At 60.6% G+C, this 19,154-nt stretch carries 16 protein-coding genes; 3 read left to right on the top strand and 13 right to left on the bottom strand.

What is annotated here, in order from left to right; genetic code table 11:
* Positions 1–28: 28 nt before the first annotated feature.
* Complete coding sequence (locus tag ADG881_RS05895; RefSeq protein ID WP_007150552.1) at positions 29–1,300, bottom strand: glutamate-5-semialdehyde dehydrogenase; 1,272 nt, start codon at positions 1,298–1,300, stop codon at positions 29–31.
* 414 nt (positions 1,301–1,714) lie between these two features.
* Between ADG881_RS05895 and ADG881_RS05890 the strand changes: the two genes are divergently transcribed.
* Positions 1,715–3,004, top strand: a complete 1,290-nt coding sequence (locus tag ADG881_RS05890; RefSeq protein ID WP_007148752.1) for an alpha/beta fold hydrolase — start codon at positions 1,715–1,717, stop codon at positions 3,002–3,004.
* Between the two features lie 74 nt (positions 3,005–3,078).
* On the opposite strand, the gene ADG881_RS05885 is transcribed toward ADG881_RS05890, so the two are convergent.
* The 4 genes from ADG881_RS05885 to leuS form a co-directional block, all read right to left on the bottom strand.
* The gene (locus ADG881_RS05885) at positions 3,079–3,930 is read right to left on the bottom strand and encodes a class I SAM-dependent methyltransferase (RefSeq protein ID WP_007148803.1); all 852 of its coding nucleotides are present in this window, start codon (positions 3,928–3,930) and stop codon (positions 3,079–3,081) included.
* 485 nt (positions 3,931–4,415) lie between these two features.
* Positions 4,416–5,429 (bottom strand): DNA polymerase III subunit delta, encoded by a 1,014-nt coding sequence (gene holA, locus ADG881_RS05875; protein ID WP_007151265.1) that lies wholly within the window; start codon positions 5,427–5,429, stop codon positions 4,416–4,418.
* The gene (gene lptE, locus ADG881_RS05870; RefSeq protein ID WP_007151025.1) at positions 5,429–5,926 is read right to left on the bottom strand and encodes an LPS assembly lipoprotein LptE; all 498 of its coding nucleotides are present in this window, start codon (positions 5,924–5,926) and stop codon (positions 5,429–5,431) included. The genes holA and lptE overlap by 1 nt, the downstream gene beginning before the upstream one ends.
* An 89-nt stretch (positions 5,927–6,015) precedes the next feature.
* Positions 6,016–8,463 (bottom strand): leucine--tRNA ligase, encoded by a 2,448-nt coding sequence (gene leuS / locus ADG881_RS05865; protein ID WP_039926313.1) that lies wholly within the window; start codon positions 8,461–8,463, stop codon positions 6,016–6,018.
* A gap of 194 nt (positions 8,464–8,657) precedes the next feature.
* Between leuS and ADG881_RS05860 the strand changes: the two genes are divergently transcribed.
* The gene (locus ADG881_RS05860) at positions 8,658–9,272 is read left to right on the top strand and encodes a YdcF family protein (protein ID WP_007150223.1); all 615 of its coding nucleotides are present in this window, start codon (positions 8,658–8,660) and stop codon (positions 9,270–9,272) included.
* A 41-nt stretch (positions 9,273–9,313) separates the two neighbouring features.
* On the opposite strand, the gene ADG881_RS05855 is transcribed toward ADG881_RS05860, so the two are convergent.
* The 4 genes from ADG881_RS05855 to lnt all read right to left on the bottom strand — a co-directional run bounded on the left by ADG881_RS05855 (position 9,314) and on the right by lnt (position 14,011).
* Entirely contained in the window at positions 9,314–11,044 is a 1,731-nt protein-coding gene (locus ADG881_RS05855; RefSeq protein WP_039926312.1) for a SulP family inorganic anion transporter, read from the bottom strand.
* 1 nt (position 11,045) lies between these two features.
* A complete protein-coding gene (locus tag ADG881_RS05850) occupies positions 11,046–11,474 on the bottom strand; it encodes a TIGR01244 family sulfur transferase (RefSeq protein WP_007149569.1) in 429 nt (142 codons plus the stop codon).
* Between the two features lie 64 nt (positions 11,475–11,538).
* Positions 11,539–12,444, bottom strand: coding sequence for an MBL fold metallo-hydrolase (locus tag ADG881_RS05845; protein WP_007150201.1), 906 nt, complete (start codon positions 12,442–12,444; stop codon positions 11,539–11,541).
* A 97-nt stretch (positions 12,445–12,541) separates the two neighbouring features.
* Positions 12,542–14,011, bottom strand: a complete 1,470-nt coding sequence (gene lnt / locus ADG881_RS05840; RefSeq protein WP_007150045.1) for an apolipoprotein N-acyltransferase — start codon at positions 14,009–14,011, stop codon at positions 12,542–12,544.
* Between the two features lie 128 nt (positions 14,012–14,139).
* On the opposite strand from lnt, the gene ADG881_RS05835 reads away from it, so the two are divergent.
* Positions 14,140–15,516, top strand: coding sequence for a B-box zinc finger protein (locus tag ADG881_RS05835; RefSeq protein ID WP_156790352.1), 1,377 nt, complete (start codon positions 14,140–14,142; stop codon positions 15,514–15,516).
* 42 nt (positions 15,517–15,558) lie between these two features.
* Here ADG881_RS05835 and ADG881_RS05830 read toward each other — a convergent pair whose 3' ends face one another.
* From ADG881_RS05830 to ADG881_RS05815, 4 genes are all read right to left on the bottom strand, one after another.
* Positions 15,559–16,947, bottom strand: a complete 1,389-nt coding sequence (locus tag ADG881_RS05830) for a rhomboid family intramembrane serine protease (protein WP_007150298.1) — start codon at positions 16,945–16,947, stop codon at positions 15,559–15,561.
* On the bottom strand, positions 16,913–17,800 hold the full coding sequence (locus ADG881_RS05825; RefSeq protein ID WP_039926310.1) for an HlyC/CorC family transporter: 888 nt from the start codon (positions 17,798–17,800) through the stop codon (positions 16,913–16,915). The genes ADG881_RS05830 and ADG881_RS05825 overlap by 35 nt, the downstream gene beginning before the upstream one ends.
* On the bottom strand, positions 17,800–18,327 hold the full coding sequence (ybeY, locus tag ADG881_RS05820; RefSeq protein ID WP_007148607.1) for an rRNA maturation RNase YbeY: 528 nt from the start codon (positions 18,325–18,327) through the stop codon (positions 17,800–17,802). The genes ADG881_RS05825 and ybeY overlap by 1 nt, the downstream gene beginning before the upstream one ends.
* Positions 18,299–19,154 (bottom strand): PhoH family protein (locus tag ADG881_RS05815; RefSeq protein ID WP_039926309.1); only part of this gene is annotated, 856 nt, incomplete at its 5' end. The genes ybeY and ADG881_RS05815, both read right to left, overlap by 29 nt.

The raw sequence follows: 19,154 nt of genomic DNA, 5'->3' as shown, positions 1-19,154 counted from the left end.
TAGGCGTCTGGCATCCGGCGTCTGGCGTTTACAACCGTATATGCCCATCACCCAGCACCACCCACTTCTGGCTGGTCAGCCCTTCCAGGCCCACTGGGCCGCGGGCGTGGATCTTGTCGGTGGAAATACCGATTTCCGCACCCAGGCCGTATTCGAAGCCGTCGGCGAAACGGGTGGAGGCGTTCACCATCACCGAGCTGGAGTCCACTTCGGTGAGGAAGCGGCGGGCCAGGGTGTAGTTCTCGGTGATGATGGCTTCGGTATGGCCCGAGCTGTAGCGGTTGATGTGCTCGATGGCTTCATCAATATCCTTGACGATTTTCACCGCCAGCACCGGTGCCAGGTATTCCTCTTCCCAGTCGGCTTCCGTGGCCGCCTGGATATCGGTCACGCCCACGCTTTCCAGAAGATCACGGGCCTGCTCGCAACCACGGAGCTCCACGCCTGCCTGCCGGTATTGGGCGGCCAGCTCGGGGAGAACCTGCTGGGCGATGGCATTGGCCACCAGCAGGGTTTCGGTGGTGTTGCAGGTGCCATAACGCTGGGTTTTGGCATTAAAGGCCACGCTGATCGCCTTGGCGATATCCGCCTGCTCATCAATGTAGGTGTGGCAGTTGCCATCCAGGTGTTTGATGACCGGCACGCGGGCGTCGTTGCTGATGCGCTCGATCAGGCCCTTGCCGCCCCGTGGCACAATGACGTCCACATATTCGGGGTGGCTGATCAGCTCGCCAACGGCGGCGCGGTCGGTGGTCTCCACCACCTGGACGGCGGCTTCCGGCAGGCCGGCGGCGCGCAGGCCCTCGCGGATGCACTCAGCAATGGCCTGGTTGGCATTGATGGCTTCGGAGCCGCCCCGCAGGATGGCTGCATTGCCGGATTTCAGGCACAGCGCGGCGGCATCAATGGTCACATTCGGGCGAGACTCGTAAATGATGCCGATGACACCCAGCGGTACACGCATTTTGCCGACCTGAATGCCTGACGGGCGGTAGGCCAGGTCGGTGATCACGCCGATTGGGTCCGCCAGGCCGATAATTTGTTCCAGGCCTTCCACCATGCCGTCGAAACGGTCTGCGGTCAGGGCCAGGCGGTCCAGCAGGGCGGCGTCCAGGCCGTTGCTGCGGCCGGCGTCCAGGTCTTTTTCGTTGGCGCGCAAAATAGCGTCGCGGTGGTCGCGCAGGGCGTTGGCAATGGCGGCTAGCGCCTTGTCTTTGTCGCCGGAGCTGGCGCGGGCCATGGCTCGGGAAGCTTGGCGGGCCTGCTCGCCCAGGCGTTGCATGTATTGCTGGATATCCATAATTGTCTGCGGTCAGTTCTCTGCGTTCGATCTGTTGGTGTCTTGCGAGCGGTGAAGCGTTACCTGGCCATTGTGCGGCATAACCCCGCCCGGCAGGTAGGGGAAATCCGGTGATCAGGGGGCCACCGGCCTCACCGGCTGGATCAGCGGCCAGCCTGGACTGATCTTTCCGCCCGCGAAAGGCGGCATTATAGCGATAACTGGTGCTTTACGCTTGCTCACAAATGGTGAAGAATTGAAATCCTTTGCTACACAAACGCCGTTAAATGGCTGATTTTATTGGTACGTTTGTGCCATTTGATGTAGTGCAGTTGATGACAGAAATAATATTGTCATAAGTAAAAAGAAAGACCAGCGCCGGGTACGGACGCTACATAAAACAAGAACAACGTGGGCCAAATGGAGCCAATCACTATGGGCTTTCAGTATCAGGAATATACCCGTTCTGCGATCAAGGCCGATGCTATCCAGCTGTGGGTCGGCAAGTGGCGCATCGATTACCTGGCATTCTCCAGTCCTGCCAACGCACATAAGCCGCCATTGTTGGTGGTAGGTGGGGCCTTTCAGAACTTCACTTCCTACAAGTATTGCGTAGAGCGCATCTACGAAGACTTTCCCGTCATTCTGGTGGACTTGCCGTCGCTGGGTAACAACAGCCAGATCGCGCCGGATTTGAGCATGGAGGATCTGGCCGATCTGCTCTATGAGTTCAGCCTGCAATCCGGCCTGAAAAAGGTCCATCTGATGGGGTTGTCGCTGGGCTCCGCGATTGCCAGTACTTTTGCCTACAAATACCCGCAAGCCACCGACAAGCTGATCGTGGCGGGGATCGTGACTCGCCCGCGCAAGAGTTGGCGAATGCTGGTGGAAGAATCCGTGCGGGTTCTGGAGCAGGGGCGCATGGATGAGTTTAGCCAGGCGGTGGTGCTGTATCTGGTTAACTACGACCGCATGGACGACACCGGCATCAGCCCCACGGCCCGCAAGTTGTTCTACCGGCAGATGAAGCGCTTGTCGGATAATGAGTGCGAGCGTTACAAAATCAACGGTCGGCGTTTGCTGTCAGTGGAAGGGCTGCTTGGTTACCCGGAATGCGACACCCTGGTTACCACCGGTGAGTTCGACAGTTTTACGTTGCCCTGGGAAAACGCCTCCTTTGCGGAAAATTGTCCCAATGCCCAGTTCACCTTGATCAAGGGGGCAGATCACCTGCCGCAGCTGGAGAAGCGTGAAGTGTCCCTCGACCTGTTTTCGACCTTCCTGCGCGGAGAAACCCTGGAAAACGTGGAGGGTATTCGCCGTTTCAGCAAAGGGGAGTACGGCCAGATCGAGCGACGCCGGGCCGAGCGCCTGGTGCCCTGTAACAACCATGGGCATGTCACTAGCGAATCCCGGGTGGGTGACCGGTTTCGGTTCAACAAGCCAGTGACTGTCGTGGATATCAATTTCTTCGGCTGCCTGTTGAAACTGGATGAGCCGGGTTTTTCCCTGGCGGATCACGCCCGTGATTGCACCCTGTATATGGACAGCCCGGAGCTGAAGCTGGAGTTGCTGGTGTTCGATTACGACGGCGAGGGTTACCTGCGTTGCCTGTTCAAACACGGCAACATTCAGGCGGCGGAGCGGTTTACCCAGTTACTGAAGCAGGGTGAATATTTTTTGCGCCGGGACAAGGATGAAAAAGTGCGGCGTATCTATGGGTAGTTCTTAAAACGTTAGCTGCACCCATAAAAAAACCGGCATTTAACGCCGGTTTTTTTATGGAGGCGCTGTGCGTCTCAAGCCGATACGACGCCTTCCAGAATCCGGACCATGGGATTGCCCCGGGTTTGCGGGATGGGAAGCTGGCTATAGAAATCAGCGGGGTTGTGTACGGTGAGATCGTCGAAGCCCTGCTGCAGGAAGTGGCTGACGGTTTGCTCATCGGAATGAAAATGAAAACCCACCTGGCTGCGCGATATGGCGCCGAGCAGACGCCCCAGGTTTTTGAGGGTGTGGTAGAACGGCATGCCATGGTAGAGCGGGTAATTGTCGGTCAGGTACGTGCCTTGCGGGAAGTGTTGCAGGGCGGTGGCCAGTTTGCGCCAGAACTCGGAAATCACGGCTAATGGAAAATAATTCACCAGCCCTTCGGTGATCACTACCACCGGCTTGCGGGTATCCAGTTGCCCGAGTACGTGGGCCAGACTCAGATCGCCGTCGTCAGCAAAAATGTTGATCGGCATGACCTTGTGACGTTCGCTGAGAACATGGTGTTCGGTGAGCAGTTGTTGCTTGCGCTGGGCCATGTCCGGCAGGTCGGTTTCGATGTAGGTCAGCTGTGGGTATTGCTGGCAGAAACGGTGGCCACGGGGGGACAGGCCGCAGGCAATCTCAACGACCTGGGTGACGCCATCGTCGATCAGTTGATGCAGACGATGATCGATCAGCAGGTGGCGCTGCAGCAGAAAGGTGCGAATGTTGCCGCCTGCAATCTTCCGGCCCACATATTCGAACGGGGCCAGGGCGCCATACAGGAAAGCGCCACCGCGAGTGCGGAAGAAGGGGGCTGAGAGTCCGTCTTTCGCCCAGACATGCCCCGTATAGAGGGCGGTAAAGCTGATGGATGACGTGTCCCGTGGTTCGCTCATTGTTGTTCTGGCCCGACAAAAAAGAAGACGAACAGGCTAGCAGAATGTTGCCATTGGTGGGTGGCAATTTGTGCCAAATTGGGGGATTACGAGCTACAAGCTACGCTTGGTTGGATGGGGTAAGGCTGAAACGTTCCTCAACCCCGGTGTTTTCCATGAAGCCGCTGTAGGAACGGAGCGTAGCGGAGTAACGCACGTAGTTCCGTGCGGCCCGAAGGGTGAGCGAAGCGAATAATACCGCTTGAGCCGCGAACCGCGCTTGCGCGGAAAGCGACCGGAGGGCGATCAGGAATGTCAGGGCTCGACAGGTTTCAGAAAAGAATGCCGTAACCCCTGTCTCTTGCCTCGCTACGCTCGGTTCGTCCCTCAAGAGGAACGCCTGCAGATAGGCATTCAGCCTGGCAGCGCGGCGTCCTGTGGGATTCATGAGGCACAGGGCCTTCTTCGCGTTGCAGCTTGAAGCTTGTCGCTTGCAGCTGTCTTTTTTACCGTTCCATGCTGCGCGGTAGCGGGTGGCCGGCCAGGCGCAGGGCCAGGGAGGTGATGTGTTTCCAGGGGTCGCCCTTGGCCATGCCTTTGACGCACTGGTCGGCGCGGATGGCGCAGGCCTGGGCAATGCGCAGCTGCTGTGGGTTGAGCCGTTGGGCCTGGTTCTGCATGGCGCGTACCCGTTGCGGGGGCAGGCGCGGGGGCGGCCCGCCGCCGAGCATGCCGTCGAGCAGGCGGATGTCGCGGCTCAGGGCCCACAGCAGCACCGGTGGCTCCACGCCTTCGGCGCGCAGGGTCTGGATAATGTGCATGACGCGCTGGCTGTCACCCTGCGCGGTGGCCTCGGTAAGGTCGAAGGGCGAGTAGCGACTGGAATCACCCACTGCCTGTTGTACGTCTTCCGGGCCAACCTGGCCGTTCTCCACCAGCAGGGCGAGCTTGTCCACTTCCTGGGCGGCGGCCAGCAGGTTGCCTTCGCTGCGCTCAATCAGCAGGGCCAGAGCATCTTCGTTGGCGCGCAGGCCACGGCTGGTGAGGCGCTCCTGTAGCCAGTTGCGCAGCCCCTTGCCTTCCACAGGCCAGACTTCGATCACGGCACCCATTTCATCCACGGCTTTGACCCAGGCGCTGTTCCAGTCCTTGCGGCGATCCAGTCGCGAGCAGCGGATCAATAGCAGGGTGTCACTACTGGCTCCGCCTTTCAGGCCGGCGAGAACATCGCGAAGAATCTGGCTGCCGGTCTTGTCCGGACGTTTATCGTTGAGCACCAGCTCGAGAATGCGGCGACCGCCGAACAGACTCATGCTTTGCGATTCATTGAGCAGGGCGTTCCAGTCGATACCGGTATCACTGGAAAAACGCTGGCGTTCGTCAAAGCCCTGGTCACGGGCCGCCCGGCGCAAATCGTCGATCAGCTCGCCTTGCTGCAGCGGCTCATCGCCAGCCACCAGGTAGACAGGCAACAGTGTCGCGGACAGGTGCTTGCCAAGCTGCTCGGGGCGCAGGCGCATCAGTAGGTCTCCCACCCCTTGGATGCCACAGCGATCTGGTTGATCAGCCGGAAAGTCATGTCTTCATACAGGTCATCGCGGACCAGCTGTTCTTCGTCGGAAGAGGCGGTGGCGTTTTCCGGGTACCAGGGCAGGCTGCGCAGCGCCATCATGCGCTTGGGGGTGGTCAGCAGGGCGCCGGTTTTCACATCGCGCAGGTGCCAGTAGAGGGTGTAGCGCAATTCGATTTCCGCCTGCCGGCCCTGATCATCCACCGCGGAGGTGCGGCGCATCCACTCTTCATCATCAATGATCAACTCGTAGGGGGATTCGTTGTGAACCAGTACGCCCTGGTTTTCCAGTTCGTCTTCCAGGCTGTATTTCAGCTCCGTGCTGGCGCCAATGAGAGTCAGGCTTTCCATGGTGGGCACGCTGGTGGCGCCGCGTAGCTGCCAGCCGCAGGCCGTGATCAGCAGGGTGAGAAGCAGGGTGGTAATGGCGTTAACGGTAACCCTCATGGGACGCGTGCTCTCTCGGTTGTCTGGCGGGCTGGCGGAGATGACCTGCGGCCATTCCGCCCTACGGTATCCGCTGCGTTGCAGTGCGCTCAGTTGGCGACGATGTTGACCAGTTTACCCGGCACCACGATCACTTTACGCACTGTTTTACCTTCGGTGAATTTCTGCACATTGGGCTCGTCCATCGCCAGGGCTTCCACTGATTCCTTATCGGCGTTGGCGGGCACATTCAGCTTGGCGCGAACCTTGCCATTCACCTGTACTACCAGCTCGATGCTGTCTTTCACCAACGCGCTTTCATCCACGCTGGGCCAGCGGGCATCAATCACTGCCTCTTCATGACCCAGGGCCTGCCACAGACTGTGGCCCGCATGGGGGATGATGGGGGCCAGCAGCAGCACGGCCGCTTCCAGGGCTTCGTGTTTTACCGCAGCGTGGTTATCACTGTTAGCGTCGAACTTGCTGACCTCATTAATCAATTCCATCACCGCCGCAATGGCGGTGTTGAAGGTGCTGCGGCGACCATAGTCGTCGCTGACTTTCTGGATGGTTTCGTGGGTCTTGCGGCGCAACGTCTTGCCTGCATCGTCCAGTGCGTTTACGTCCAGTGTGCCTGCATTACCGGCTTCCACATGTTCGGCAACCAGACGCCACAGGCGCTTGATAAAGCGGAAGGCGCCTTCCACGCCAGCGTCGTTCCATTCCAGTGATTGCTCCGGCGGCGCGGCAAACATCATGAACAGGCGCACGGTGTCGGCGCCGTATTCTTCGATCATTTGCTGTGGGTCCACGGTGTTGCCTTTGGACTTGGACATCTTGGCGCCGTCTTTGAGCACCATGCCCTGACACAGCAGTTGCTTGAAGGGCTCGTCGCAATTCACCAGCCCGGTATCGCGTAGCAGCTTGTGGAAGAAGCGCGAGTAGAGCAGGTGCAGAATGGCGTGCTCGATACCGCCGATGTACTGGTCCACGGGCAGCCAGTAATTGGTGGCGGCCGGGTCCAGCATGGCGGTGTCGCTCTGCGGTGAGCAGTAGCGTGCGTAGTACCAGCTGGACTCCATGAAGGTGTCGAAGGTGTCGGTTTCACGCAGGGCAGGCTCACCGTTGAAGGTGGTCTTGGCCCACTCCGGGTCGGCCTTGATGGGGCTTTTGACACCATCCATTTCCACGTCGGTGGGTAGTGCCACGGGCAGCTGATCTTCCGGGGTGGGGTGCAAGGTGCCGTCTTCGGTTTCCACCATGGGAATGGGCGCGCCCCAGTAACGCTGACGGGAGACACCCCAGTCGCGCAGCCGGTAGTTCACTTTCTTTTCGCCCAGAGAACGTTCGCTCAGCCAGTTGGCGATGGCGTTGAAGGCGTCGGCAGAGGACAACCCATCGAATTCACCGGAATGCACCAGGGTGCCTTTTTCGGTGAAGGCTTGCTGGGCCAGATCGATCTGCTCACCGTTGGCGGGTTCAATTACCTGGGTGATGGGCAGGCCGTACTTCTGCGCAAATTCGAAGTCGCGCTGGTCGTGGGCGGGCACCGCCATCACCGCACCGGTGCCGTAGCCCATCAGCACGAAGTTGGCGACCCATACCGGCACCGCTTCACCGCTGATCGGGTGGGTGGCGGTGAGGCCGGTGTAGATGCCTTTCTTTTCCATGGTCGCCATGTCGGCTTCGGCGGTCTTGGTGTTCTGGCATTCTTTGACGAAGTCGGCGACTTCGTGGTTGGCCGCCGCCGCTTTTTGCGCCAGCGGGTGGCCGGCGGCCACCGCCACATAGCTCACGCCCATGAGCGTGTCCGGGCGGGTGGTATAAACGCGCAGGGATTCTTCTCCTTCAATGGAGAAATCCAGCTCCACCCCTTCGGAGCGGCCGATCCAGTTGCGCTGCATGGTCTTGACCTGCTCCGGCCAGCCATCCAGCTGGTCCAGATCATTGAGCAGCTCATCGGCGTAGTCAGTGATCTTGATAAACCACTGGGGGATTTCCTTTTGTTCCACCAGTGCGCCGGAGCGCCAGCCACGGCCATCAATTACCTGCTCGTTGGCCAATACGGTTTGGTCTACCGGGTCCCAGTTCACTGTGGACATTTTCCGGTACACCAGCCCCTTCTCGTACAATTTGGTGAAGAACCACTGTTCCCAGCGATAATATTCCGGGGTGCAGGTGGCCAGTTCCCGGTCCCAGTCGTAGCCGAAACCCAGGCGCTGCAGTTGCCCGCGCATGTAGTCGATGTTCTCGAAAGTCCACTTGGCCGGGGCCACCTTGTTCTTGATCGCCGCGTTTTCCGCCGGCAGGCCGAAGGCATCCCAACCCATGGGTTGCAGGACGTTTTTGCCCTGCATGCGCTGGTAACGGCTGACCACATCGCCGATGCTGTAATTACGCACGTGGCCCATGTGCAGTCGGCCAGACGGGTAAGGGAACATGCTCAGGCAATAGAACTTTTCCTTGCCGGCATCCTCGGTGACCTTGAAGCTCTGATTGTCATCCCAGTATTGCTGGGCTTGGGCTTCGATCTGATCGGGGCGATACTGTGCGTCCATCGGCTCTCTTTTCTTGATCATAAAAACAAACGGGAACAGGGCGACCTTGGGGAACATCCCGGCCGTGAAGGGGACATAGGATACATGAGCTTAGCCCGGATTTCTCAATGCGCGGGTGTCCATATGCGCAATCTCAGCGATAAATACCGTGGGCGGGGGCGCCTGCCGGGTGTGGATGTGGTGGGGCCCCGCCCATGGTGCTGACCTACCTGACGTTATTGGTGCTGGTGGGGGCCAGCCTGCCGGCGGTGGTGCGCAGTTTTCTGCCGCCCTTGCCGCGCCGGATTACCGGCATTACGCCCCAGGCGGTGGTGGTGCTGGGAGCGGGCCGGCGCCAGCGAAACGGACGTTTCTCGTTGACCACCCGTGGCCTGCGCCGATTGAAACTGGCGGCGGAACTGGCCCACGAGCACGGCTTGCCGCTGCTGGTGAGTGGCGGTATCAGCCAGACGCCCATGCATGATAATGAGCCCAGCGAGGCGGACTTGATGGCCGAGCAGGCCTTGCGCCGCTGGCCGACGCTGAATGTGATCAAGGAAGCTCGCAGCCGCAATACCTGGGAAAACGCCTGTTTCAGCAGTGAATTGCTGGCCGAGCGAGGCATGGATGAGGTGATGCTGATCAGCGACCGGGCCCACCTGCCCAGAGCCCTGCTGTGTTTTCAAAGCCAGGGCGTGTTGGCACAGGCAGCCTGGAGCAAGCGATTGCCGAAGCAGGAGTGGGTGCCGTCGGCGGGGGCGTTATCCATGGTGCCGGAGATCTGGTACGAGTGGCTGGCGTTGGTCTGGTACCACGTTCGCTATTTGTGAAAGGCTGGACGTCTCACGCCTCACGTCCCACGTCCCACGCCTCACGCGTTGTGAGTGCTTCCCCCGAGTGTTTCCACCGCTTGGTATTGGCTAAGGAAAACCTGGCCGCTCAGCACGCTCAGTAAGTGATTTTTCTTCAAGCGATCCATCACGGGACCCTTCACTTCAGACAGATGCAGTTGGACGCCGGCCGCGTCCAGCCGTTCGTTAAGGCTTTCCAGGCTTTCCACCGCGCTGGCATCAAGATGGTTGATAGCGGAACACATCAACACCAGATGACGCACCTCGGGGCGGGCCATGGCCCGGTCGTAGAGCAGGTCTTCCATGGGGCGGGCATTACCAAACCACAGCGACTCGTCCACGCGAATGGACAACACGGCGTTTTCCACGACAACGTCGTGGCGGTCTATGTTCCGGAAATGGTGGGTGCCGGGGACCAGGCCCACTTCAGCCACATGGGGCTGGCTGGCGCGCCACAGAAACAGAACCAGTGACAGTACTACGCCGATCAGCAAGCCGGTTTGCACATTCACTAACAGCACACCGGCCAGGGTGGCGGCCATGGCCAGGCTGTCCGGGCGGCTGGAGTGCCACAGGTTTTTCAGTTCCCGCAGCTCGATCAGTGAGAGCACGCCCATGACGATAATTGCGCCGAGAGCGGCCTGTGGGACGCGAGTGAACAGCCCGGTAAACCACAGGGCCACGACCCCCATGGCCAGCCCGGCGAGCAGGCCGGTCATGGGGGTGCGGGCGCCGGCTTCGAAGCTGACGGTGGTGCGGGAAAAACTGCCGGTGACGGCAAAGCTGCCGGACAGGCCGCTGGTCACATTGGCCAGCCCCAGGCCCAGTAACTCACGGTTGGCGTTGATGCGTTCGCGGCGTTTTGCGGCCAAAGCCTGAGCCAGAGAAATGGATTCCACGAAGCCGATCAGCGCCAGCAGCAGGGCAGGGACCAGAACCTGATGCCATTGCGCGGCTTGCAGGCTCGGCCACACCGGCTGTGGCAGGCCGTCGGGAATGGCGCCGACCACGGCAAGGCCTTGCTGATCCAGCCCCAGGCCGATATTCACCAGGGTGGTGACCAGTACGGCCAGCACCGGGCCCGATTTTCCCAGAAAGGCACTGAGCCAGCCCGGCAGGGCGGAGCGTTTGAGTGGGCCGGCCATTTTCTTCGGGATGATCAGGCAGGCAATGGCCAGGGCACCCATGGCCACGGTGATCCAGTGTATTTCCCCAAGACGGGGCAGCAGATTGCGCCCCAGTTCGAGAATGTTCTCGCCACTGGCGTCAACACCGAGCAGGTGGCTGAGCTGGCTTGCGGCAATAATGATGGCACAGCCGCTGACAAACCCCAGGATCACCGGATGGCTGAGCAAATTGGTGAGCCAGCCCATGCGCAGGGCGGCCATTACCAGCAGGATGGCCCCGGACAATAACGCCATGGCGATGGCGGCCTGAATAAACAGTTGCGGGTTGCCACCGGCAATGGCGCCGGCGGCAGAGGCTGTCATTAGCGAGGTGAGTGCTGCCGGCCCCACGGAGAGTGCGCGGCTGGTGCCGAAGAGACCGTAAATGATCAGCGGCACGATGCTGGCATAGAGCCCGGTTTCCGGAGGCATGCCGGCCAGTAATGCGTAGGCAAGCCCCTGGGGAACCAGTAGCAAGGTGACGATGACGGCGGCGATACCGTCGCCGGTCGCTTCATCCTTGTTGTAGCGAGCCAACCAGTCGCTGGCGGGTAGCCAGTGTAGAAATCGGAGGGCTCGCGGCATGCTATGACTCCCGGCGTTGGTTGAGGCGATCCGCCAATCCGCTCAGGTCGTAGCCGGCCTGTTCGGCGGTGGACAGAATGCTGGCATTGTCCTGTTCGCTGGCCTGGGTCAGTGCCCACAGGGTGGTGCTGCGGGTGCCGGTGCGGCAGAAGGCCAGTACTGGCGTTTCGGCCAGGGAAACGATGGCGTCGAAGCCGTCGATATCGGTTTCGGCAATGTTGCTGGCCACGACCGGTTGGTGGGCGTAGGCAAGCCCGGCGGCTTCAGCGGCCACGGCCATTTCGTTGCTGCTGGGCTGGTCGGCAGCTTCCCCGTCCGGGCGGTTGTTGAGCACCATCTTGAAACCGGCAGCGGCCACGGCGGGCATGTCTTCCGGCAGCAGTTGTGCAGTCACGGACAGGTCGTCATTGAGCTTGTTGAAGTCAGTCATGATTCAGCCTTTTTCGGAAATGGTGGTCGATGGGGCGTTAGCTTACGCATTTGTGCCTCCATCCTCATCTTTCCTCATCCGTTGTGACCCGGGAGCTGATAGCGCCGAGGGTGTTGAGCGGAATTTTCAGGTAGCGGACGCCATTGTCCTCTGCCGGCGGCAGGTGGCCCGCGCGCATATTGACCTGAACCGAAGGGAGAATCAGGCGAGGCATATCCAGCGTGGCATCACGGGCTTCGCGCATGCTGACAAAGGTGTCTTCGCTGGTGCCTTCATGGACATGAATGTTGTGTTTGCGCTGTTCGGCCACCGTCGTTTCCCAGACAAGCTCCTCTCGTCCCTCCGGCAGATAGTCATGGCACAGGAACATGCGCGTTGCATCGGGCAGGGCCAGCAACTTTTGGATTGAACGATACAGGGTGCGGGCGTCACCACCGGGGAAGTCGCAGCGGGCGGTGCCGTAATCGGGCATGAACAGGGTGTCGCCGACAAACACCGCATCGCGAATAACATGGCTCATGCAGGCGGGAGTGTGACCGGGGGTATGAATCGCCCGGGCTTCCATGTTGCCAACGGTATAGGTTTCCCCATCACGGAACAGGTGATCGAACTGGCGGCCGTCGCGGGCAAACTCGCTGCCGGCATTGAAAATGCGGCCGAAGGTGTCCTGTACGGTGCGGATATGCTCGCCGATGGCCAGCTTGCCGCCCAGTTGCTGCTGGATCCAGGGAGCGGCGGACAGGTGGTCCGCATGCACGTGGGTTTCCAGTAACCAGTCCACGGTGAGTTGCTGGTCACGAACGGCATCGACAATGCGTTGAGCGCCATCATAGCGGGTGTGGCCGGACTGGGCGGCGTAGTTCAGCACCGGGTCGATGATGGCGCAGTGGCGGGAAGCCGGATCGGTGACGATGTAGCTCACCGTGTTGGTGTCAGCGTCGAAAAAGGCCTGGATTTGAGGGCGGGACATGGCGCCTCCGTGGTGTTGTCAGACCACAGTTATAGGCGCCTCCCAATGGAATGTCAAATTTGGAATAAGCATATACTAAAAAGTAATACATGAGTGTTTACTTGTTCCTGCAGATAAACCCCAGGCCGATCAGTAGCACCGACAACAACAGCCAGGGCCACACGCCGGTGGTCATGAATGGGGTGATGCCGGTGCGCGGACGGTATTCGCTGTAGAGCACGTCACGGGTGAACTGAGGCAGGGCATCGATGACCTGGCCGTGGTGATCAATCACTGCAGTGACGCCGTTGTTGGTCCCCCGCAGCAGCCAGCGCCCGGTTTCGGCGGCGCGCATGCGCGCCATCTGAAAGTGTTGCAGGGGGCCGGCGGAAGTGCCGAACCAGGCATCGTTACTGATGGTCAGCAGCACATCGGCATCGTGGCTGCGGGTGGCCACCTGTTCCGGGTAGAGAATTTCGTAGCAAATGAACGGCGCCACGGTGTGGCCCAGGGCGGTCAGATTCGGTTGCGTTGGGCTGCCGGGCGTAAAACCGGACATGGGCAAATCAAAGAACGGAATCAGCCCGCGGATCAGCGACTGCATGGGCACATATTCGCCGAACGGGACCAGCTTCTGTTTGTGGTAGACGCGCGGGTTGCCGTCGCCGGCATCAAGCGGGATCGAGGCAATGCTGTTGTGGTAGGTCACGCCACTATCGTTGACCGTGCGCCAGGGCACACCGGTGATAAACCCGCCGTGCCGCTCGGCAAGCTGTTGCCCTTCCTGCTCAACGAACCCGGACACGTTCTGGTAGAAATCGGTGAGTGCGGATTCCGGCCAGATCACCAGGGTGTCAGCAGGAATATCCTGAGTCAGATCCTGATAGATCTGCTGGGTCCGCTCACGCATGGACAGCTGCCATTTGATGTCCTGGGGAATGTTGCCCTGCACCAGCGCGACTTTCTGGGCCGGGCCACTGGCTTGGGTGAACGTGAGCGTGTGAGAGACGGCGGTGAGCACCAGCAGGGCGCAGGCCGCGGCCAGGCTGGTGTGCCATGCCCGCCGGCCGTTTGCCGGGCGAACCAGGCTGGCGCTGACCAGCACGGTGGTGAGCGTGAGCAGCCATACCCCGCCGATGGGGGCCAGCGGAGCAAAGGGCGTATCGATCAGGGCATAGCCCGCATACAGCCAGGGGAAGCCGGTGAGGAAAACGCCGCGTACCCAGTCCAGTAACAGCCAGCTACCGGCAAATGCCAGCGCCGAACGCCCCAGCCGCCAGCTGGCATAAAAAGTGAGCCCGTAAAACAGGGCCAGAAAGGCAGCGAAGATACCGGTGAACGGGATGGCCATCCACAGCGGCATAAAGCCGTAGTCGTGCATGGAAACATGCACCCAGGAAATGCCGAAAGCGAACATGCCGAGACCGTACAGCCAGCCGCGCAACAATGCTTCGCGGGCAGAACCGGCTCGCTGCTGGCACCAGTAGCCGGCGCCGATGCTGACAAACAGCAGTGGCCAGAGATCATAGGGAGCGAAGGCAAGGGGAAAAAGCAGGCCGGCAATCAAGGCCAACAGACGATCTCGCATGGGGTTCCTCGTTTCATGCTGGCGAGCAGGCCGCCTGGCGGTTTGGACTAGAGTCGATGCAATAATACGAATAAAGTAGCAGGCAAAATAACCGGTTAAACCGGAATGACAAGTCTGGGGGCATCATAGTGAAACACCCATGCAAGTACCATCCGGGAACGGAGGCGCTGTGGTATTGCGCCCATGATGGGCTGCATCTGTGTCAGCAATGTGTGGATGGCGATGAGGACCACCGTATGGAGGCCCGTTGTTTGCTGTGCAATCACGATCTTGCCCCCATAGGGCAGGATCAGGTCGGCCCCTTGTGGCAACGGCTGGACCATTATTTGCAGCTGCCGTTTGCCTTGCCGTTACTGCCCCTGTTGGCGATCTGGGCGGTGCTGGCGGCGCTGTTGCCGCCATTGTGGATGATGGTGCCGGTGGCTTTGCTTGCCGGGTTGCCGACCTTTGCATTTTCCGCCGCGTTGATGGCATTGCGGGCCGGTCCTCGCAAAAGTCGCAGGGTGGCCTTGCCTGGCTGGGACTGTCTGGGCGAGAGCACGGCGTGGCAAAGTGCTCTGTGGCAGGCGTTACCCGCGCTGCTGGTCATCGGCCTGGCGGGCTTCCTGGTGGTGGCGGTATCGATACCCGCTGGTTTGCTGGTGGGAGGGCTCGGCATGTTGCTGGTGCCCGCCCTGTGGCTGGCGGTATTGGTAAAAGGGGCAGCCCCCGGTGCCTATGCAGCGGCGCCGACGTATGTGATTTCCGCGCCCCGCGATTACGGGGTGGCGGCCGGATTTGCGTCGCTGGGCAGTGTGCTGGTGGTGGTGTTGATTGCCGTGGCCATGGATGTGTTGCCGTTGCCACTGGTGCAGGGACTGGCCGGGTTGCTGGCAGGCTGGTGGTGGCTGGTGCTGGCGGGCCTGTGTGGTGATATCGCTGCCCGTCATGGTCGGTTGTGGGGGCTGAACCAGGGAGGTCGGCGTGTCACCCAGCCGTTGGCCGAGCGCCGCCAACGCACGCAGCTGTGTGCGGGCCGGTTCGACAAGGTGCTGCTGACAACGGCGAAAGTTATCAAGACGAAGAAAGCCACAGTGGGTGACTGGCATCATCACGACCGGTTGCTGGCGGTGCTGGGGAAGGACGAAGAGCGGGCTGCCCTGGTGGAGCCCTATCTGGACGTGCTGATCCGTGCAGACGCCTGGAGTGAGGCACTGGCGCTGGTTGCCCGGCAACGAAAACGTGACCCGCAATGGTTGCCCGGCGCCCCGATGTTACGGCTGGCGTTGGCGGAAGGCATCTACGAACGCGAGCCCAAGCTGGCGGTGGGTTTGCTGAAGGATCTGCACGACAAACACCCGGATTTTGCCGATCTGGGTGAGGCTTACCTGTTATTGGCGAAAGTGCTGGCCGAACAGTTCGGGCTGGCTGGCAAGGCCGAGCAGTACCTGCGATTTGTGGAAAGCCATTGCCGCGATGCCCGGTTGCGCCAGAAAGTGGCGGAGTGCCGGGATGCCTGGGCGTAAGAGGTAAGAGGTAAGAGGTAAGGCGTTAGCGTCCAGCGTTCATCACGACAGCGCCTTTGCCCGGTGCGCCAGTCCTTCCTGAATCAAGGCGTCACGCAGCTGAGCGATGGCGTCTGCCTTGAGCGCATGCTCATCCAGTTCCCGCGCCAGCTTTTCTGCCTGCTGAAACTCCCCCGCCCGCGTCAATGTGCGCAAGAGCGGCCAGCCGATGACGGCAGGCAGCGGCGCACCACCGCGTTGCTGGTACTGCTGCCAGCATTGTGCCACCTGGGTGGCCTGGCCTTTATCGGTTGCCGGGTGGCTGAACAGTTGCTGGGCGGTGGCGGTCCAGGCGACGTTATCGTTTAGCAATTGTTGCGCGGTGAATTGCCCGGTGAGCGCGTCGAAGTGATCCGGCTCGCTGGCAAGGACTTGCCCGAAGGCGGCGCTGGCGGCGTCGCCGTTCAGTTGCCCCAACGCGTCCCAGCCCCGAGTTAGCGAGGACAGTTGCTGCGGGTCCCGGGTGTGATGCCTTTCCTGCTCTGTCTCGACAGGTTGTGGGCGCATGATCTGGACCAGCAACAGGCCACCGATAAACGCTGTGAGGCCGGCGCTGAGGTTGGCGAGCAGTGGATTGCTGAACAGGGCAAGGGCAGCGAGGGCTGCCACGGGCAGGGGCAGCAGGGTGTAGGGCGACACTGACAGACGCTGCCAGCGTTTGTGTTTGGGATGCCAGACCGGCAGCGATAGCGCACCGCTCTGCAGGCCGAAGAAGGCACCGAACCAGACCAGCAGGGGCGCCGTGGCGCCGTGGAAAGGAGTCTGCCCTGGGCTCGCCAACAACAGGTAACCAAAACCACTGAGCAGGCACCCGAGAATCCACAGGGCGAATACCCGGCCGTGGCCGAGGCGGTGTTCCAGGGTGGGGGCCAGCGGCACCAATAACAGCAGGCTGGCCAGGGTCAGCCAGAGCGAAGCGCCGGTGAAGGGGGCGGTAAAGAAACGGGCCGGGCGCGGCGAGTTGTCCGGCAGGCCCCAGCGATACAGGTTGCTGGTCGTTACCTGTGTGGGGATTTGTTCGCGCAGGCGATTCCATTGTTCGATTTCTGCAGCGGACCAGAAATCCCGGGCGCGGCGTTTGCTGTCGGTCACGAAGTCGTCGGCGAACAGGGCGGCGCCGTAGGCATGGGCGTCCATGTCAGCGTTTTGTTCCAGCCGTTGTGACAGGGCACTTTGGTTATTGAAGCGAAGCCAGGAAAGGTAGTTGTCCCACTCCAGGGCTTTCAGGCCACTGCTTTGATACCAGTTCAGAACGGGTTGGGTGTTGTTGGCGCTATTGAGTAACGGGCCAGCGAGCAGGGCAATGGCCAGGCAGGCCATTACCCAGGGCGCAGAGCGCCAGGCAGCCGGGGCGGGATCAGGTGTTGTCTGCTCCGTGATCGGTGTGGTCATTGTCGTTATCCCCCGGCGGTGTCACTCGTAACAGTCGTATCGTGCGGCCGTCAGCGCTGAGCACGGTGACGCGGAAGCCTTCCAGGGTGATGCTTTCATCACGGCCTGGCAGGCGCCCGAACTTCTGCATCACCAGTCCCCCGATGGTGTCGAATTCTTCATCACTGAGCTGGCAGTGGAAGTGTTCGTTGAAGTCGTCGATGGGCGTCAGTGCCTTGACGGTGTACTCGTTGTTGTCCAGATCCTTGATCAGGTAGTCGTCTTCTTCGATATCGTGTTCGTCTTCGATTTCGCCGACGATCTGTTCCAGCACGTCTTCGATGGTGACCAGCCCGGCCACGCCGCCGTATTCGTTGACCACGATGGCCATGTGGTTACGGCTGATACGAAATTCGCGCAGCAATGAATCCAGACGTTTTGATTCTGGCACTACCATAGCCGAACGGATGTGATCTTTGATCGCAAAACGCTCCATACGGGCGGGATCAAGGATTAACGGTAGCAGATCCTTGGCGAGCAGGATGCCAATGACTTCATCCGGGTCGTCGCCGAGTACCGGAAAGCGGGAATGGGCGCAGTCGATAATGGTGGGCAAAAAATCCCGTGGGTCGGAGCTGGCCTTGATGCTGACCATTTGCGAACGGGGAATCATGATCTCACGCACCTGCATGTCTGCCACGCAGATGGCGCCTTCGATGATGCCCAGGGTGTCGCCGTCGATGATGTGGGTGTCGCGCATGGAGCGCATCAGTTCCAGTAGTTCGCTCCGGTCTCCCGGAGTGGGTGAGAAAAACTGGCCGACACGCTCCAACCAACTTCGGCTGGTACCGTTATCCGAAAAATCGTCCGACATCAGGGGTTAAACTCCGTGTTTTCAGGTGGCGCCTGGCCTTCGTCGTGGGCAGGGCTGTAAGGATCAGGAAAACCCAGCTCGCCAAGGGCGCGGATTTCCAGGGTTTCCATGACGAGTGCATCGTCATCGTCAATATGATCATAACCCAGCAGGTGCAGCACACCGTGGGTGACCATGTGTGCCCAGTGGGCATCCAGTGGTTTGTGTTGTTCGCTGGCTTCGCGGCACACCACCGCGTCGCAGATAATGATATCCCCCAGCAGCGGTTCTACTGCGCCTTCCGGCAGCCCTTCGGGCATGTCAAAAGGAAAGGACAGCACATTGGTGGTGGCGTCCTTGTCGCGGTAGTCGCGGTTGAGGGTGCGAATCTCGTCTTCATCGACGATACGCAGGGTGATGTCGCCCACCACGCCACCGGCGGCAATGGCCGCATGGCGCACCCATTCACATAAATGGGGTTCGTCGGGGGCGTCCGGGGCATCGCTGGCCCACTGGATATCAACGGTCGGTGTCGGTATCCCGTTCATGACGGTCGTAGGCCTCTACAATGCGTTGAACCAGCGGGTGGCGGACCACGTCGCGGCTATCGAATCGGGTTACCCCGATGCCGTTGACCCCGTCCAGCACTTCCAGTGTGTTAACCAGCCCGGAGCGTTGATGGCGGGGCAGGTCCACCTGGGTCACGTCGCCGGTAATCACTGCGCGCGTGCCGAAACCGATCCGGGTGAGGAACATTTTCATCTGTTCCGGCGTGGTGTTCTGGGCTTCATCCAGAATCACGAAGCTGTTGTTCAGGGTGCGCCCGCGCATGTACGCCAGCGGCGCGACTTCGATGACCATTCTGTCCATCAGCTTGGCCACTTTTTCGAAACCGATCATTTCGTAAAGCGCATCGTAAAGCGGGCGCAGATAGGGATCGATTTTTTCCGCCAGGTCGCCGGGCAGAAAGCCCAGTTTTTCACCGGCTTCCACCGCCGGGCGCACCAGCAGAATGCGCTGAATCTCGGCTTTCTCCAGGGCATCCACTGCGCAGGCCACGGCCAGCCAGGTCTTGCCGGTACCTGCCGGGCCCACGCCGAAATTGATGTCGTGCTTGCGGATCTGTTTGACGTACTCGCGCTGGTGCGTGCCGCGGGGCTTGATGCGTACCCGCTTGGTGCGGATCAGCATGTCGTCGCTGGGAAACGGCACGGTGTTGTCTGCGCGGGCGTTATCGGCCTGGTCAGCCACGTTGGACTGTTGCAGATGCAGGTGCACCATTTCCGGTGTCAGCTCGGTGCCGTCGCGGGTTTGTTCGTAGAGTTCGCTGAGAATGGCCCCGGCCGCATCCACGGCGTCGGCGTCCCCGGCCAGG

This window comes from Alcanivorax sp. DG881, assembly GCF_000155615.1.
GTDB lineage: Bacteria > Pseudomonadota > Gammaproteobacteria > Pseudomonadales > Alcanivoracaceae > Alcanivorax.
Note: the sequence above shows the minus strand (reverse complement) of the source record. Positions and strands in the feature narration are given on the sequence as shown.

Excerpts from the sequence above, each read along its gene's own strand:
- ADG881_RS05895 (WP_007150552.1), bottom strand. The coding sequence starts at position 1,300 with ATGGATATCCAGCAATACATGCAACGCCTGGGCGAGCAGGCCCGCCAA.
- ADG881_RS05890 (WP_007148752.1), top strand. The coding sequence starts at position 1,715 with ATGGGCTTTCAGTATCAGGAATATACCCGTTCTGCGATCAAGGCCGAT.
- ADG881_RS05885 (WP_007148803.1), bottom strand. The coding sequence starts at position 3,930 with ATGAGCGAACCACGGGACACGTCATCCATCAGCTTTACCGCCCTCTAT.
- holA (WP_007151265.1), bottom strand. The coding sequence starts at position 5,429 with ATGCGCCTGCGCCCCGAGCAGCTTGGCAAGCACCTGTCCGCGACACTG.
- lptE (WP_007151025.1), bottom strand. The coding sequence starts at position 5,926 with ATGAGGGTTACCGTTAACGCCATTACCACCCTGCTTCTCACCCTGCTG.
- leuS (WP_039926313.1), bottom strand. The coding sequence starts at position 8,463 with ATGGACGCACAGTATCGCCCCGATCAGATCGAAGCCCAAGCCCAGCAA.
- ADG881_RS05860 (WP_007150223.1), top strand. The coding sequence starts at position 8,658 with ATGGTGCTGACCTACCTGACGTTATTGGTGCTGGTGGGGGCCAGCCTG.
- ADG881_RS05855 (WP_039926312.1), bottom strand. The coding sequence starts at position 11,044 with ATGCCGCGAGCCCTCCGATTTCTACACTGGCTACCCGCCAGCGACTGG.
- ADG881_RS05850 (WP_007149569.1), bottom strand. The coding sequence starts at position 11,474 with ATGACTGACTTCAACAAGCTCAATGACGACCTGTCCGTGACTGCACAA.
- ADG881_RS05845 (WP_007150201.1), bottom strand. The coding sequence starts at position 12,444 with ATGTCCCGCCCTCAAATCCAGGCCTTTTTCGACGCTGACACCAACACG.
- lnt (WP_007150045.1), bottom strand. The coding sequence starts at position 14,011 with ATGCGAGATCGTCTGTTGGCCTTGATTGCCGGCCTGCTTTTTCCCCTT.
- ADG881_RS05830 (WP_007150298.1), bottom strand. The coding sequence starts at position 16,947 with ATGACCACACCGATCACGGAGCAGACAACACCTGATCCCGCCCCGGCT.
- ADG881_RS05825 (WP_039926310.1), bottom strand. The coding sequence starts at position 17,800 with ATGTCGGACGATTTTTCGGATAACGGTACCAGCCGAAGTTGGTTGGAG.
- ybeY (WP_007148607.1), bottom strand. The coding sequence starts at position 18,327 with ATGAACGGGATACCGACACCGACCGTTGATATCCAGTGGGCCAGCGAT.